Here is a 16,171-nt window from a genome sequence, read left to right as displayed (position 1 = left end):
AGTATGAGATGGTTATATAATTGAGACAAAAAAGGTAAATACCTAGGTGGGGCCTAGGTGGTGTTTTCTTTTTACGGCTTAGATATAAAAACACCTACTCTTTTTTTGCCAATATAGGGGGATGGAGAGATTATCATGAGCAACATGCAGCAAAAAACAGACGTTATCTTAATTGGCGCTGGAATCATGAGCGCAACGTTAGGATCATTACTTAAAGAATTGGCACCTGAATGGGAAATTAAAGTATTTGAAAAACTCGCAAATGCCGGAGAAGAAAGTTCTAACGAATGGAATAATGCTGGTACAGGACATTCTGCGCTATGTGAGCTTAACTATACATCCGAAAAATCTGACGGGTCTATAGATATTGGTAAAGCTGTAAAAGTAAATGAGCAATTTCAACTTTCAAGACAATTTTGGGCGTATCTTGTTAAGAAAACTTAATTCGTAATCCACAAGATTTTATTATGCCACTACCTCATATGAGTTTGGTGCAAGGAGAAAAAAATGTCGAGTTTCTAAAAAATCGTTTTGAAGCGCTTTCAAAAAATCCTCTATTCCAAGGAATGGAATTTTCTGACGCTCCTGATACATTAAAAAAATGGCTTCCACTTATTATGGAAGGTCGTAACTCTAATGAATCAATGGCTGCAACGAAAATTGATTCTGGAACAGATGTTAACTTTGGTGCGTTAACACGCATGTTGTTTGATTACTTAAAAACTAAAAATGTCGAGCTAAACTACAAACATAGTGTCGAAAATATTAAACGTACGAAGAACGGTTTGTGGGAAGTGAAAGTACATGATATGAATAGTGGTAAAATCGAACACCATACTGCAAAATTCGTCTTTATCGGCGGCGGTGGCGGTAGTCTACCTCTACTTCAGAAAACTGGTATTCCTGAATCAAAACATATTGGAGGATTCCCAGTAAGTGGACTATTTATGGTATGTAAAAACCAAAAAGTTGTAGAGCAGCACCATGCAAAAGTATACGGAAAAGCTAAAGTTGGTGCTCCGCCAATGTCTGTACCTCACCTTGATACGAGATATATAGACAATAAAAAAGCTTTACTGTTCGGACCGTTCGCTGGATTCTCACCTAAATTCTTAAAAACTGGTTCAAATCTTGACTTAATCGGTTCTGTAAAACCGAATAACGTCTTAACGATGTTAGCAGCTGGTGTAAAAGAAATGGGATTAACAAAATACTTAATCCAACAAGTTATGCTATCACATGAAAAGCGTATGGAAGAATTACGTGAGTTTATTCCGAACGCGAAAAGTGAAGATTGGGATATTGTAGTTGCTGGTCAACGTGTGCAAGTAATAAAAGATACTGATGCAGGTGGTAAAGGAACACTGCAATTTGGTACAGAAGTTGTTAGTGCCTCTGACGGATCAATCGCTGCGTTACTTGGCGCTTCTCCAGGTGCTTCTACTGCTGTTCACGTTATGCTTGAAGTATTAGAAAAATGCTTCCCAGGCCGCATGGTAGAATGGGAAGAAAAAATAAAAGAAATGATCCCTTCTTATGGCATTTCGCTAACTGAAAATCCAAGATTGTTCCAAGATCTTCACGCTTCAACAGGACGCACACTTGGGTTAAATGAAAAAGAAGCTGTTCACAATTAACTGATAGATTAAAAAACGACATAATAAAAACGTCCGATATATTCGGACGTTTTTATTTTCTACTAGAAATTATACTTATCAATATTATCCTTTGTAAATACAACTCGTTCAGGTAATACGATAATACCATTTCCTTCTGCCTCATAGTCATACCCTTGAATAGAGTTTGGTTCTACTTTCACTTTTCCGATTCCTTTTACTTCAAAGCTATCCCCTACTTTTAACTTCTTCCCTTTTACAACAATTTCATTTGCGACATACGTTGCGAGTGCACCTTGCTGTTTAACATCCCATAAACCAAATTGCTCTACTGTTCCTCGTTTTACATAATCACGCATAACGTTCGGCGTTGAAAACCCAGTTACGACTACTTTTTTATCCATTTTCAAATTTTCAGCAGCTTGCGCCATCGCTGGAAGTGCCGTTGCATCTGGACAAATGACTGCGTTAATATCCGGATACGTTTTTAAAATACTCTCCCCTACTGATAAAGATTTTTGTGCATTATTTTCACCATATTGCGTCGTTACAATTTCCCAGTTCGGGTATTTCTCTTTTATAATCTCTTTCGCCTTCGTTACCCATTGGTTTTGATCTGTTACAGTTGGGCTTGAATAAAAGAATGCGACCTTCCCTTTATCTCCAATTTGCTTAGATGTCATTTCTATTAATAAATTTGCAAGTTGATTTGGTGTACCTTGGCTAATATAAAACGAACGGTCTTTCGGATTCACATCAGAATCCCACGTTAATACAGTCATCCCCTTTTTCTTTGCACGTTGCAGTGATTGCGAGAGACCATCAACTGACGTAGATGAAACCATAATTGCATCGTAGTTTTGATTAATGAAATTGTTTATATATTTTACTTGTCCTGATACACTCGCCTCAGATGGTCCATCATACTTCACTTGTACACCTAACTTATCCCCCATCTCTTTTGCACCTTCACCGCCTGATGTGAAGAAGCCCACTCCTGTTAATTTCGGAATGAACGCAAATTTCACATCGTCTGCTTTTTTCTTATCTGCCGTTTGGCTAGAGCAAGCGATTAAACCGATTAAACAAATACACATAATAATAACAATCCCTAGTTTTCTCATTATGACATTTCCCCCTTATGCAAATTCCGTCTTTTCCCCGCTAAGAATTGATGTAATTTGAAATGTCTCATAATAACTGAAAGAATAAGGATAATACCAATTACTACATTGGATTGTTCATTCGTTAAGCCAGTCATTTGCAAACCGTACTGCATAAGTCCTATAAAAATACTCGCTAGTACTGTCCCAATAATACTCCCTTTTCCGCCCGTAATAAGTGTTCCCCCTAAAACAACTGCCGTAATAACTGGCAAAATCGTTTCACTCCCAATATCAGCACGAGCAGAACCGAAATACGCTGTTAAGAAAGCTCCTCCTAATCCACCTCCTAACCCAGAAAGTACGTATGCAATAATCACTACTTTCTTCGTTCGAATCCCGGAGTATTTCGCCGTACTTTCATTTGCACCAGTTAGTTTTGCGCGACGACCGTATGTTGTATGGTGAAACAATATCGTAAATACTATCGTTAAAATGACAAGGAGCCATAATAAATTAGGTATACCGATAAAACTACCATTTGCCAGTTGCACATACGAATCTGGTAAACCACTAATTCCTTCATAGCCCGCTGCCCCCGAACCACCTGAAATAACAAGGGCGATTCCTGCATATAAAAACATCGTTCCAAGTGTAACTACAAGAGGTTCTACATCTGTCATTTTTATAATAAGTCCATTTAATCCACCGGCTATACAACTTACTACAAGCGCAATGATAACTGCCAACAGTATAGGCATGCCATTCATCCAAAGTACGCCGATAAGAATCGAAGTAAGCCCCATAATAGATCCTACTGATATATCAATTCCGCCAGTTACAATGACAAATGTCATCGGAATAGCCGCAATTGAAATAATGAGGAAATCGTTCATGCTAAAAAGGAGGTTACTAATGTTTAAGAAATCACTATTTATGAAACTAAAGAAAATGAATTCTACGAGAAGCAATAAGAGAAGAACCCCTTCCCATCTATACAAACTTCGTATTACCCTCATAGATTCACCTTCCTTTCTTGTAATTGCCGGAGTTTCTTCCATTTTTTTAAGACACTATCTAATACAATGATGAGTAAAAGTAAAAATCCTGAAATTGCACTATTCCAAAATGCAGGTATTTTTAAAAAGACGAGTGAACTGCTTATCACTTCTAAAAAGAATGCACCTAATGCCGCTCCAAATATAGAACCTGTTCCTCCTTTTAAATGAATACCACCTAAAACAGCAGCGGCGATCACTTGCAATTCTATCCCTGTACCTGTTTGATTTGGAACGAACCCAATGTTCATTACGAATATGCATCCAGCGAGCCCAGCACTTATGCCTGATATGATAAACGCGTATATTTTCACTTTATCTACATGTATTCCAATAAGCCTTGCACCATCTTCATTATCACCTACCGCATAAAAATATCTTCCAATTTGTACTTTCATTAAAAAGAAATATAGTAGTAGCAATATGATAAGAACGGTCCATACGGTTACCGGAATACCGAGCATCATAATAGAAGAAATTTGTTTATACTCATTCGGAATATCTTCAATCCACTTTCCGCCCGTAAATATTAACATTGCACCTCTAATAATCCCAAGCATTCCTAATGTCATAATGATAGCTGGCACTCGAAATTTCGTAACGCCAATTCCGTTTACCATACCAATAAGAGCACCAAGTATAATTGCCGCAAATATTGAAATAAAGGCACTGTATCCATCTGTTAACAACATCCCGCAAACCGCAGCGCTTAAGCCCATAATAGATCCTACTGATACATCTATATTTTTCGTAAATAATACGAAAGATTGACCAATTGCCAAAACAACTAAAATAACGCTTGATTTCAGCATTAAAGATAATGAACTAAACTGAATAAAACTAGGATTCATTATTCCAACGAAGACTATATAAAGAATTAATAAAATAATAATAGACGTCTCATGCATTTTAAATACCCGTTTCACTCCGTTACACCTCCCTTTCCTCCGTACGCAAGGCGTGTAACTTCATTAATACAAATTTCCTTCTTTTCTAAATGAGCGACGAATTCTCCGTTTCTCATCACATATACCCGATTCGCTAATTGAACAATCTCTTCTACATCTGAAGAAATTAATATGATCGCAAGTCCCTCTCTCTTCAAACTTTGTATCGTTTCGTATACTTCTAGTCTTGCTTTCGCATCAATACCGCGGGTCGGTTCATCAAGAATAATCACTTTCGGATTACACGCAAGATATTTCGCTAGCACGACCTTCTGTTGGTTCCCACCTGATAAAGAGGTCATTTTCTCATTCATATGAGGGACAACAATTCTAAACTGTTTTATATACAACTCTGATAAAGCGCTTTCTTTTTTGTTATTTAAAAAGAAGCTACTCATACGGTTTAAAGATGCAGATGTTATATTTTCCTTAACAGACGCAATTGAAAATATGCCATTCCCTGCCCGGTCCTCCGGCACATACACCATCCCTTCTTTTATTCTCTTATGTACTGAATACTTCGTAATGGATTTCCCCTCTAATAAGACGGAACCTGATTTCAAAGGTATTAATCCAAATATTGATTCAGCTAATTCCGTCCTACCTGATCCGACGATACCTGCAATCCCAATAACTTCTCCAGCATGTACAGTTAATGATACATTTTGAAACACGTAACTAGACGCATTCGTGACATCTAATATTATTTCCGAAGGCTCTATTTCTTCATGCACGATTTCTTTCTTCTCCTCAAGTCTAGAACCTTTCGGCAATAACCCCTCCATTAGCAAGTCATTTGTATAACTCGAAACATTCCCCTGACTAACAATCATACCATCACGCAAAATCGCTACTTTATTTGCAATTTCAAAGATTTCTGGAAAACGATGTGTAATGTATATCATGCCAATTCCTTTTTCTCTTAAGCTTTTTATCAACACAAAAAGACTCTTAATTTCGTGAGTTGTTAATGTCGATGTTGGCTCATCTAAAATAAGAATCTCAGCTTCCCTTATTAATCCTTTCAATATTTCTACCAATTGTTGCTGGGCAATAGATAACGATAACCCTAGATCATGAAGTTGAATGTTCCACCCTAATTCTTCTAGCAACTTATTAATTTTATTTCGCAGTTTTTTCTTGTTCGCTTTCATTCCGATACAAATGTTCTCTTCAATTGTCATATGAGGAAAAATGAGCGGCTCTTGAGGAATTAAATAAATACCACGCTGATGTGCTTCTGCTGTGTTTGAAAACTTTTGTACTTGCCCTTTCACAAACATATTACCAGAATCGTATGAATACAAACCTGTTAATATTTTCATTAACGTTGATTTCCCGGCACCATTCCCTCCAACTAAAGCGTATATATCTCCGCGCTCTAATTGTAAATTGACTTCTTTTAATACGAGTTGATTTGAAAAAGATTTACTCATTTTTGTAACTTGTAATAAGGGCACGTTCTCCACATGATGTCACCTACCTTTATCCCGCATTAACTGGCAGTAAAACTCCCACCTAAAAATTCGGCTTGGGCAAAGAAGTTAGGTATGAGATAAACTGCCAGTAAATGCCCGATTGGTGAAGGCTAATAATCAGTGGGGATGAACAAAACCCCCACTGATTAAAGTTTCACTTTATCCATAACATTTTTTGAGAAAATGATTTTTTGTTCTACTTGTTTTGTAGCATTGTATATTCCTTTTTTCATATCTAGAACACTTTTTTCACCGGACTATTTATCGCTTCAACTGGAATAATCAAAATAACGAACACATATGTTTAAGCAGTGGTCAATTGTTGAAAGGGATGAAGAGTATGTCACAGCTCAACTTTGAAGACAATTTGTTAACAAAAGTAGCTTGGTACTATTATAAAGATCAATTAACCCAGCAAGAAATTGCTTCACTTCTTCACATTTCAAGAAATAAAGTCGTTCGGTTGTTAGATAAAGCGCGCACGGAAGGCGTAGTTACATTCCACGTTAAAGGTTCTGGCTTGCACTGTTTAAGTATTGAACGTGACCTAATAAAAAAATTCCATCTAAAAGATGCTTTCGTTATTCCAACGCCAACAGAAGATTATGCATATTCACTCGGAAAAGCTGCCGCACAATATTTAGAAACTCAATTGCAACAGAGGGATTTACTCGGCATCGGCTGGGGCGAAACGATTAGTAAAATGCTAGAAAACATTCATTTTGAAACTTCTATGAATCTCTCAATCGTTACTCTTACAGGAGGCGTAAACCACTATATTCCAAGAAATCAAAGCTATTTAAACTACATGCAAGGCGACCTTCATATTATTCCTACCCCTTTTCTTACATCTACAAACGAAATGACGCAAATTATTCTATCAGAACCGAGCGTGAAAGATATGCTTCACGTCGCTTCACTCGCGCATACAGCAGTAGTTGGCATTGGCAGCTTATCTCAAGACGCCACAATTGTGAAAGAAGAAAAACTAACACTACGTGAAATGACATATATACGTAGTCAGAACGGGGCCGGAGATATTTTAGGACAATTTTACAATACTGCCGGAAAACAATTAGAACTTCCTCATCATAATCGTCTTATCGGCACACCACTCTCTGTTCTTAAAAATATGAAGCATGTCGTTGGTGTAGCTGGCGGTATAGAAAAGATAGATGCAATATACGGCGCCTTAAAAGGAAAATTCATTCATACATTAATTACTGATGAAGAAACTGCCCTCTCTTTATTAAGAAAGGAAGGTGCATCTTAATGTCTACTCTATTAGCTTACGATGCTGGTACAGGAAGTATTCGAGCAGTTCTTTTTGATTTAAACGGTAATCAACTTGCTGTTAGTCAAAAAGAATGGATTCATAAATCAGATATTCGTTATCCCGGTTCTATGAATTTTGATGTAAAAGAAAATTGGAAGCTCGTTCAAGAGTGTACGAAAGATGTTCTTCAAAAAATTAATACGTCCCCCTCTTCTATTAAAGGTATAAGTGCAACGAGCATGCGTGAGGGCTTTGTTTTATACGATAAAAACGGGCAAGAAATATGGGCTTGTGCAAATGTTGATGGCCGCGCATCAGCTGAAGTTAGTGAACTAAAGCAAATCCGGTCACAACTTGAAGAAGATTTATATAAAAGGTCAGGTCAAACATTTTCGTTAGGCGCATTACCTCGTTTACTTTGGATTAAAAAACATGAGCCAGACGTATACAGAAACATTCATTCTTTCACGATGTTAAACGATTGGATTTTATATAAATTGTGTGGTGTACTGCAAATTGACCCTTCAAACGGATGTACGTCCGGTATATTCGATTTACAAAATAGAGCCTGGGATAACTCTGTTGCTGAGCAATGCGGTCTTGCTCTAGCCTTTGCTCCAAAAGTAAATGAAGCTGGTACAGTTATCGGGAATATCACAAAACGCAGTGCTGAATTAACAGGATTACATGAAGGAATTCCTGTCGTTGCTGGCGGTGGTGATGCTCAAATGGCTTCACTCGGAACTGGAGTCGTTAAGCCAAATCAAACATTAATATGCGGAGGTAGCTTTTGGCAGCAAGAAGTAAATATAACAAAATCAGAAACTGATCCAAATGCGGCACTTCGCGTAAATTGCCATGTCGTTCCTAACCTTTGGCAATATGAAACGATCGCCTTTTTTCCAGGTCTCGTTATGCGCTGGTTTCGAGATGCTTTTTGCCAAGAAGAAAAGAAACTTGCTGAAAAACTCGGTATAGATGCTTATGAATTATTAGAAGAACAAGCTAACGAAGTACCTGTAGGTTCACATGGGATTATCCCCACTTTTTCAAACGTCATGAACTACATTTCTTGGCGGCATGCCGCACCTTCTTTTTTAAATTTAAGCTTAGAGGCTGACAAATGCGGTAAGAAAGAAATGTTCCGGGCGATTGAAGAGAATGCCGCCTTCGTTACACTTGGCAACTTAAAACTAATTGAAAATCTCACAGGTACATTCCCTTCCGAAGTCGTTTTTGCTGGCGGTGCTGCTAAAGGAAAACTATGGCCACAAATTCTTTCAGACGTACTCGGAATTCCTGTGAAAGTACCAGTTGTGAAAGAAGCAGCAGCTTTAGGAACTGCAATTGCTGCTGGGATTGGTGCTGGCATATATTCATCTATGGCAGAGACTGCCGAACAGTTTGTACAGTGGGAAAAAACATTTGAGCCAGTCACTGAAAATCATGAACTATATAAGGAATTCTATGAAACATGGAAAACTGTGTATAACAGTCAGCTCGCTTTAGCCGATAAAGGGCTCACCTCACATATGTGGATTGCGCCTGGTGCACTGTAACACATTACATAAAGGAGTGAAATGTATGTTAAAAGCGAATGAAAATGACTTCTCCTATCGCTTCGGTGATAACGGCCCGAAATATTTAATACAAGGTCCGAATATTGATCTTGGGCTTGTCGTTATTCAGCCTGGGCAAGAGTTTCAAAATCATTATCATACAACGTGCGAAGAAGTCTTCTATGCGTTAGAAGGCGAAATAGATTTCTATGTGAATAACGAAAGAGTTCCAATCAAACAAGGTGATGTCTTGCAAATTCGCCCTCATGAATCTCACTATCTTATTAACCATTCTGACAAACCTTTTAAAGCTGTTTTTATAAAATCACCACATTTACCAAATAAAGATACAGTACAAACTGAAAATCCAACATTAACGAAGGAGTGATTCCTAATGACTTGGGGATTTAAAAATCGATTAAACACAATTTTACCTGATGGCAGAGCAGTTATGTTAGCGATAGATCACGGCTACTTTTTAGGACCAATTCATGGACTAGAACAACCGTTAGAAACAGTTAAAAACTTGCTTCCTTATACAGACTCCCTCTTTTTAACACGAGGTGTACTCAGCTCCTGTATACCTGAAAACTGCAACACACCGATGGTTATGCGTGTATCAGGCGGTGCAACCGTCGTCGGTAAAGATTTAGCTAATGAAACAATTGTTACACCTGTGAAAGAAGCAGTAAAACAAAACGCAATTGGCGTCGGCGTTTCTGTCTTTGTAGGATCAGACTATGAAACACAAACCGTTTCAAATCTCGCAAATGTAGTATCTGAGGCTCACGATTACGGCCTGCCAGTACTCGGTATTACCGCCGTTGCGAAAGAACTACAAAAACGTGAAGCTCGCTTTCTAGCACTCGCCTCCCGCGTATGTGTTGAAATGGGAGCTGACATTATTAAAACGTACTACTGCGAAGGATTCGAAAAAATAACGAGCACATGCCCTGCCCCAGTCGTCATCGCCGGCGGACCGAAACTAGATTCAATCGAAGACGCATTAAACATTACGTATAATGCACTGCAAGAAGGCGCAATTGGCGTAGATATGGGCCGAAACATATGGCAATCTGAACACCCAGCTGCGATGATACAAGCGATACATGGTATTGTGAAAAACGGGTTGAGTGTGAAAGAGGCTTTGGAATTGTATAATGATGTGAAAAATTAAAATAAAAATGACAGACTATGTAATACAGTAGTCTGTCATTTTTTGTTAAACTATTAGAAAAGGAGGAATGATTATGCACCACATGTCTTTTGAACGCCCTACTGATCATTACGATGAACACTTATCTTCTATTGATGAAAAAATTTGTTCTTTATTAAAAGAACGAAAAGAGCTTTCGAATGGAAATCCTGGTTTTCCGCCCGATGAAGCAATTTATAATTGGGCAAAGCAATATGGATTTTACCCAGACTATTTAAATTCATTATTCTCCTCTATGATGGACGAAGAAGAATTTAAACCTCGGGTTGAACCGGCTAAGTTTCAAAAACATATACCTGTTTTTAAAACGTATGAACATAAAGGCATCATGTATACCGTGACCTTTATTCGTCAGTATTCTAATGCTAGTATAGTTTATTTATATAGCGATTGGGATTCAACGAATGAAGTTTTTAATGAAGATAAGCCTCATAGCTTCTTTCAATTATCAATAGATGATACATACGATTGCTGGTCAGAAGGTGGTGGTGGTGGTACGGATGGACATATGAGCCACCATTTCGTTGTATCTCCTGCCCTTCCTGATAATCCATATGGAATAAGCTTACAATTCAAATACCGAAATATGCCTATGAAATACCAAACTGTGCTTGAATTTGAAATTCAGTTAGATTAAAAAATAAAGGTGTTGTCTCATAAGTCGAATTTCTGACTAAATGACGCTCCTCTTTTACTTTAGTGTTCTATTAAATGGTAACAAGCCCCTTCCCAAACCGGGTAAGAGGCTATATATACACCTACAAACAATTACTCTTGATGAGTGCCATTAAGTTTTGAAACTTTCTTACCATCTCTATAATCAAGGCAAGAAACTTCAATTAATAAGCCATTAAATATTGTAAAATAAAAACCATAACTACTACCTCTCATTGCATAAGGTTCCTTTTCAATTTCAATGCCCCCAGCTACTAAACGATTATATGCTTGATCAACTTCACTTGAAGTTTCCACCAAAAAACCAATATGAAAAGCTTCAGGATATGTAACGTCGTTTTTCTCCTTGAATGCTTTTGGATCACTTAACACGAGTATAAATCCACTCTCATCACTCATCACTACAAGTGCCTTTCCCTTTTGTTCCAAAAATTGAAAATCAAAAAATGTTTCAAAGAAATGTCTAGCTTCTGATAAATCCTCAACACAAAGATTCAAATGATTCAACCTCATCCACTCATCTCCCTTTAAACAGAAATTATATAGACTCATATTGATAACACTTAAATGTTTAAAGAAAGGTATTCAAGTGTTCAGTCTAAGACTATTTTTTAATAGTCTAATACTTTTCCCTATAGTCTAGAACGTTTTTTAAAATGCAACATTTAGAATACAGTTAATGGAATTATATGAACAATTCGACACGGAATATCGATTTACCTATAAAAGTTGACAATTATAATAGTCATACTATCTATTCTCCAAGTTGAGTAAAACCCACTCAATCAAGAAAACTGCTGAAGAAATCCGCTCTGTCGTATCCCCTAAAAACACTTTATTAATCAACTCATCAAAATTACTTGGTCTATTAGATAGCGTCTGCATATACTTCAAAACAGATCCCGCTGGAGGTGCTGGATTATTATTAATAGCCCATATTCCTTCTATAATGGTCCAAGTTGATGTATGAATTATGTAGGAAGCTTTTAGCTCATCATTTACTTTCAATGCAGATTGAATTTTTATTAGTGAACTATTTAACCAATGAGAAATACCCTTTACTTTATCACTAGAAACACAATAATTTTCATATTTATGTTGAGCTATTTCCTTTAACCTTCTCAACTCACCGTTACTATCAAATAAAATTTCCCCTTCTAAAAAAGAATATAGTTCCATTGGATTGTTGTTAAAATTTAATTGAACTTGATTAAAATCTGCATACTTATATTCAATTAAAATACCCTCTCTCATTTCAGAATGAAAATCTTTCTTTTGCCCATTCTCTAAGAGAACATATAAGTCTAAATCGGATTCGGGGTATGCGTCACCTCTTGCGATAGATCCGATGAGCATTAATCCCTTTACCTTATACATAGATAAACTTTCATTTAATATTGTTTGTACCAATTTTTTATGTTTTTCATATGTAATGAATGAAAGATTTTCTTTCATTTACATCCCTCCAGTACTAAAAAAGAGGATACATGTGAGCTTCTACAACATGTATCCTCTGCTTATATTTTTACGACTGTTGATAAGCCGATTTTGATGATTTCACATAATAAACTCCATGCTCAACCTTAATGATATGATCTGGTTTTGGCTTACCGCGGCCCGTCCTATGTCCAGCTAAGTGCTCTTCACTCGTTTCCCAGTTCTTCCATGCTTCTTCCGATTCCCAGCGAATCATAACTACAACTTCTTCGTCTCCGCGTCTAACTTTTTTCACAAGAACACTTAAGTCGACGAAGCCTTCAAATTTTTCAATAATACCTTCTCCAGTGAAACGTTCTACAACTATATTAGATGTACCTTCTTTTACTGTAAATGTCTTTGTTTCGATAAACATATATTCCACTCCCTCTTTGTAATACGAATACTAGTATTCTCCCATTATAATTGATTATGATAATTATTTTCAATTAAAAAGTTTCTGATTTTTAGAATTATGCTGACTTCTCCTCGATCGACTCATCTAAAAATTTAAAATACGGTAGCAATATCCCTATTAAAGAAGTGACACATATAATCGAACCGATGATAAAGTATAATACTCTTACTCCCCACATTTCACTCAGTATTCCCCCTAGAAACACACCTAATGGCATAGCTGATCGTATGAAAAATAGTCGCACTGAAAATACTTTTCCTATCATATGATTTGGAACGGCTTGTTGGCATATTGTCGTGTTATGAACGTTAAAAAATGCAATACAAATCCCTGCAATTACTTCAATGAACACCGCAATTACTATACTATGATTGAACCCTAGAGAAATGTATGTGAGCCCTCCTATAAACAATCCTCCAAGCATAAGTATACGCCGGCTTTTATATGTTACTTTTCCGACTAGTATAGATCCAACTACATAGCCAAGTGGGAAACCTGCCATGAAATAGCCATACTCCGCATACCCCGCTGACAGCTCATCTTTTATATAAGGAAGATTTGTAACCATCGTTACCCCAACCCCAAATTGCACAAAAGTAAGAAATATACCGAGCCAAACGATTATTGGTTTTGTGAAAAAGTATGTAAAACCGTGAAAAAACTGTTCTAGCCACGTTTTTCTCAGTTCTTGTTTTACCCTTTTTCTTTTATGAAAAATAACAATCCTCCACTTATAAATAAACAAATACATACGAAAGATAGTGTAAGTTCAATTCCAACAATCTTAATGAAAATACCACCTATTACTGGGCCAAGAAACATCATAAGACGAGTCATTCCATCGATATACGCATTTGCGTCTTGAAGATGCTCTTTACTTACAACGGTAGGTGTGATCGCTTGACTTGCAGGTGTATATAGCGGCGTAATGAGCCCTACTATAATTTGAACAACGTAAACGTGCCAAACTTCTACGCTGTTAGTAACTAGCATTACTAAAGGCAGTATGAAAACAGAGGCCCTCATCCATTGCGAAAAAATCATAATCCACTTTCGGCTCCATTTATCAATAAATGGTCCACTTATTAGTTGCAGTATGAGTGACGGGATAAAATATAATAACCACATACTACTTAATGCTGTTTTCGATCCTGTTAACTCATATACAAGAATTGAATTACATAACGTTCCAAAAGCCCCGCCTAATTCTGAAATCGCACTACCAATCCACATAAAAAAGAACGAACGATTTTTCAATACATTTTTCAATTTAACACACCAACTTTTCTATTAAATTCCTCCCTTTATGTACATTCTCGTTGTAAATTATCTATTCAAAAACACTTCTAATTCTTTCGCTAACGACTGCACTGCTTTCTTTCTCAATACATATTTCCCTTCGCGTATATCAACCAGCTTCGCTGAACGTAGTAGCTTCAAATGATGATGTACTGTCGATTTACCAAGTTGCAGTCTTTCTGTAATTTCCTGCAATGTACGTTCTTTTTCAAACAACATTTTTACAATTCGTAATCTCGCTTCATCCCCAAGAGCCTTATGTTTTTGAACTAAAAAATAATTCGGTTCATACGGATCTTCAGGATGTATACTTTCGTTTGCAACCGGATAATGAAATACTTTCGTGTCTTCAATATCTGCTTCTATGTTCCACGGTCTGTATGTGATTTGCGGGATAAGAAGTACATGATGCACACTTGGTTCTGGCATATATATAACTCCACCTGTTGCCCACTCGACAAACTCTTCCGGTTTCATCTTTTTATTCATTTCATTTTTCGCTTCATAATCTCGCTCTAGTATAGAAAGTAGTTGCTCTTCCTCTTTCTTAATAACACTCTCATACCATCCTGTCATAACAGCGATTAAATGCCCTTTTAATAATTGCATATCTGTATTACATATAAACTCAATATACGCAGAGAAAAATTGATGTTCCTGTGTTAATTCCATTAGTTCTTGTGCTGCTGAAACTTCTCCGCTAGCTGCTAAACGTCTCTTTTCTTGATGGATTTCTCCTAAAAATGGTAAGCATACATATTTAAAATCTAATTCTGATAGCGAATTGATATTGTGAGCAAACTGAGATAAGTCCGTAAAATCTCCATCATACAGTAACTGTAGCAACGCTTTCCATGTATTGTGCTCCTCAACAAATTGTAAATGCTCTATCATTTCATGAGGTAAAGATTTCCTTGTTTCCTCCCATTCACTTTGAGTCTTTTCAAGCGTGTCGATTAACCTCTTATGAGTAATTGCCGCAATGCCAAGTGCACATTCGAAAAGTATCGAATACTTCATTTGAACGTTGTATGTTTCCCTCTTTCTACTCGTTACATGAAAAACTTCCATTTCATCCCCTCCTTATTTGCTATATATTAAATTCTATATCCATCGAATTATACCTTCTATATTTTTAGAATTTTTAAATTTAATTTGCAGTTGATTTTCTTGCTCAACTATGAGGCAGGTTTCTTGAAGAGAAAGGAGAATTTATTGCAGTAAGAAAAATGATTTAGAAAGCATAAGTTTATTTCTGCAATTGCTACAACGGCGTCATATAGTTCCTTTAGAAACTTCAAAATATCAATCAGATGATAAGTAGGTACGTTTCTACCTAATTTCTCTAACACTTATTGTTGGTCTATCTCATAGTTAAGGAGGCTATACGAATGGGTAAAAAAGAAATATTACAAAATGGAGTCAAACAAGTTTTTTACGATGAAGAATGGTACCCACCGATATCAGAGGCGTTAAAGAATCTTACCGCTGCACAAGCATGTTGGCAACCAGAAGGAAAGTCCAGTAATACGATTTGGGAAAATGCAAACCATTTACTAACCTTTAAAGAGCGCTTACTTTCCCGCTTACATCAAGATGACACATTTGTTGCTCCACAAAATAATGATGACACGTTTGTCCAAGGTGGACCTAATGATGAGGATGCTTGGCAGCAAACAGTGAAGCGAACGCTTCAAGTACATGATGCCTTACAATCTTCATTAACATCCCTTCAAGAAGCAGCACTGGATCAACCAAGTCCTTCTCTACCAGTTTGGCAACAATATTTGAATATCCTTTTGCACGATGCTTATCATACAGGACAAATTATACAACTTCGTAAACTCCAAGGTTCATGGCCAGCTCATCGCTCATATTTATAAGTGATGATTAAAGAGGATAGACACGCATATCATTCTACATTAGCAAAATAATCACAAAAAAAGGTAAATGAGATTCTAGCTCTCATTTACCTTTTTTGCATATTGGAGAAACGTCCTACAATGAAATAAAATTCACCAAAGAATGTTCAAATGTATAAAGTAAAACT

14 protein-coding genes and 2 pseudogenes are annotated in these 16,171 nt (G+C 36.8%); 7 read left to right on the top strand and 9 right to left on the bottom strand.

Features of this window, described 5'->3' with window-relative positions:
* Positions 1–135: 135 nt before the first annotated feature.
* Positions 136–1,637: pseudogene (locus CDB3_RS09520) on the top strand (malate:quinone oxidoreductase).
* Between the two features lie 62 nt (positions 1,638–1,699).
* Here CDB3_RS09520 and lsrB read toward each other — a convergent pair.
* Genes lsrB through CDB3_RS09500 form a run of 4 tightly spaced genes read right to left on the bottom strand, consistent with a single transcriptional unit; the run spans position 1,700 to position 6,193 of the window.
* Positions 1,700–2,743, bottom strand: coding sequence for an autoinducer 2 ABC transporter substrate-binding protein LsrB (gene lsrB / locus CDB3_RS09515; RefSeq protein WP_128854282.1), 1,044 nt, complete (start codon positions 2,741–2,743; stop codon positions 1,700–1,702).
* Positions 2,740–3,738 carry an ABC transporter permease gene (locus CDB3_RS09510; RefSeq protein ID WP_128854281.1) on the bottom strand — a complete coding sequence of 333 codons (999 nt, stop codon included), beginning with the start codon at positions 3,736–3,738 and terminating at the stop codon, positions 2,740–2,742. Before CDB3_RS09510 ends, lsrB begins: the two co-directional genes overlap by 4 nt.
* Positions 3,735–4,703: an ABC transporter permease subunit gene (locus tag CDB3_RS09505; protein WP_128854280.1), complete on the bottom strand. Its 969-nt coding sequence runs from the start codon at positions 4,701–4,703 to the stop codon at positions 3,735–3,737. The genes CDB3_RS09510 and CDB3_RS09505 overlap by 4 nt, the downstream gene beginning before the upstream one ends.
* Complete coding sequence (locus tag CDB3_RS09500) at positions 4,700–6,193, bottom strand: sugar ABC transporter ATP-binding protein (RefSeq protein WP_128854279.1); 1,494 nt, start codon at positions 6,191–6,193, stop codon at positions 4,700–4,702. The genes CDB3_RS09505 and CDB3_RS09500 overlap by 4 nt, the downstream gene beginning before the upstream one ends.
* A gap of 349 nt (positions 6,194–6,542) precedes the next feature.
* Between CDB3_RS09500 and CDB3_RS09495 the strand changes: the two genes are divergently transcribed.
* From CDB3_RS09495 to CDB3_RS09475, 5 genes are all read left to right on the top strand, one after another.
* The gene (locus CDB3_RS09495) at positions 6,543–7,475 is read left to right on the top strand and encodes a sugar-binding transcriptional regulator (RefSeq protein ID WP_128854278.1); all 933 of its coding nucleotides are present in this window, start codon (positions 6,543–6,545) and stop codon (positions 7,473–7,475) included.
* Entirely contained in the window at positions 7,475–9,037 is a 1,563-nt protein-coding gene (lsrK, locus tag CDB3_RS09490) for an autoinducer-2 kinase (protein ID WP_128854277.1), read from the top strand. Before CDB3_RS09495 ends, lsrK begins: the two co-directional genes overlap by 1 nt.
* A gap of 25 nt (positions 9,038–9,062) precedes the next feature.
* A complete protein-coding gene (locus tag CDB3_RS09485) occupies positions 9,063–9,425 on the top strand; it encodes a cupin domain-containing protein (protein WP_128854276.1) in 363 nt (120 codons plus the stop codon).
* Between the two features lie 6 nt (positions 9,426–9,431).
* Positions 9,432–10,214 (top strand): 3-hydroxy-5-phosphonooxypentane-2,4-dione thiolase, encoded by a 783-nt coding sequence (gene lsrF, locus CDB3_RS09480; RefSeq protein WP_097830408.1) that lies wholly within the window; start codon positions 9,432–9,434, stop codon positions 10,212–10,214.
* Positions 10,215–10,287: 73 nt separating this feature from the next.
* The gene (locus tag CDB3_RS09475) at positions 10,288–10,890 is read left to right on the top strand and encodes a chorismate mutase (protein WP_128854275.1); all 603 of its coding nucleotides are present in this window, start codon (positions 10,288–10,290) and stop codon (positions 10,888–10,890) included.
* 131 nt (positions 10,891–11,021) lie between these two features.
* Here CDB3_RS09475 and CDB3_RS09470 read toward each other — a convergent pair whose 3' ends face one another.
* From CDB3_RS09470 to CDB3_RS09450, 5 genes and pseudogenes are all read right to left on the bottom strand, one after another.
* Positions 11,022–11,441 (bottom strand): VOC family protein, encoded by a 420-nt coding sequence (locus CDB3_RS09470; protein WP_128854274.1) that lies wholly within the window; start codon positions 11,439–11,441, stop codon positions 11,022–11,024.
* Positions 11,442–11,678: 237 nt separating this feature from the next.
* Positions 11,679–12,383 (bottom strand): nucleotidyltransferase family protein, encoded by a 705-nt coding sequence (locus CDB3_RS09465; RefSeq protein WP_128854273.1) that lies wholly within the window; start codon positions 12,381–12,383, stop codon positions 11,679–11,681.
* Positions 12,384–12,453: 70 nt separating this feature from the next.
* On the bottom strand, positions 12,454–12,780 hold the full coding sequence (locus tag CDB3_RS09460; RefSeq protein WP_128854272.1) for an antibiotic biosynthesis monooxygenase family protein: 327 nt from the start codon (positions 12,778–12,780) through the stop codon (positions 12,454–12,456).
* Between the two features lie 97 nt (positions 12,781–12,877).
* A pseudogene (locus CDB3_RS09455) lies at positions 12,878–14,091 on the bottom strand (MFS transporter).
* A 57-nt stretch (positions 14,092–14,148) separates the two neighbouring features.
* Positions 14,149–15,192 carry an ArsR/SmtB family transcription factor gene (locus CDB3_RS09450; protein WP_128854271.1) on the bottom strand — a complete coding sequence of 348 codons (1,044 nt, stop codon included), beginning with the start codon at positions 15,190–15,192 and terminating at the stop codon, positions 14,149–14,151.
* Between the two features lie 320 nt (positions 15,193–15,512).
* Between CDB3_RS09450 and CDB3_RS09445 the strand changes: the two genes are divergently transcribed.
* On the top strand, positions 15,513–16,004 hold the full coding sequence (locus CDB3_RS09445) for a DinB family protein (RefSeq protein ID WP_128854270.1): 492 nt from the start codon (positions 15,513–15,515) through the stop codon (positions 16,002–16,004).
* Positions 16,005–16,171 lie beyond the last annotated feature (167 nt).

Source organism: Bacillus sp. CDB3, assembly GCF_002081505.1.
Lineage (GTDB): Bacteria > Bacillota > Bacilli > Bacillales > Bacillaceae_G > Bacillus_A > Bacillus_A cereus_AT.
The sequence above is the reverse complement of the archived record's forward strand: the minus strand, read 5'-3'. Positions and strand labels throughout refer to the sequence as shown.

Bases quoted from the DNA above. Each gene is read 5' to 3' on its own strand.
- CDB3_RS09510 (WP_128854281.1), bottom strand. From the start codon at position 3,738: ATGAGGGTAATACGAAGTTTGTATAGATGGGAAGGGGTTCTTCTCTTA.
- CDB3_RS09495 (WP_128854278.1), top strand. From the start codon at position 6,543: ATGTCACAGCTCAACTTTGAAGACAATTTGTTAACAAAAGTAGCTTGG.
- lsrK (WP_128854277.1), top strand. From the start codon at position 7,475: ATGTCTACTCTATTAGCTTACGATGCTGGTACAGGAAGTATTCGAGCA.
- CDB3_RS09485 (WP_128854276.1), top strand. From the start codon at position 9,063: ATGTTAAAAGCGAATGAAAATGACTTCTCCTATCGCTTCGGTGATAAC.
- lsrF (WP_097830408.1), top strand. From the start codon at position 9,432: ATGACTTGGGGATTTAAAAATCGATTAAACACAATTTTACCTGATGGC.
- CDB3_RS09475 (WP_128854275.1), top strand. From the start codon at position 10,288: ATGCACCACATGTCTTTTGAACGCCCTACTGATCATTACGATGAACAC.
- CDB3_RS09470 (WP_128854274.1), bottom strand. From the start codon at position 11,441: ATGAGGTTGAATCATTTGAATCTTTGTGTTGAGGATTTATCAGAAGCT.
- CDB3_RS09465 (WP_128854273.1), bottom strand. From the start codon at position 12,383: ATGAAAGAAAATCTTTCATTCATTACATATGAAAAACATAAAAAATTG.
- CDB3_RS09460 (WP_128854272.1), bottom strand. From the start codon at position 12,780: ATGTTTATCGAAACAAAGACATTTACAGTAAAAGAAGGTACATCTAAT.
- CDB3_RS09450 (WP_128854271.1), bottom strand. From the start codon at position 15,192: ATGGAAGTTTTTCATGTAACGAGTAGAAAGAGGGAAACATACAACGTT.
- CDB3_RS09445 (WP_128854270.1), top strand. From the start codon at position 15,513: ATGGGTAAAAAAGAAATATTACAAAATGGAGTCAAACAAGTTTTTTAC.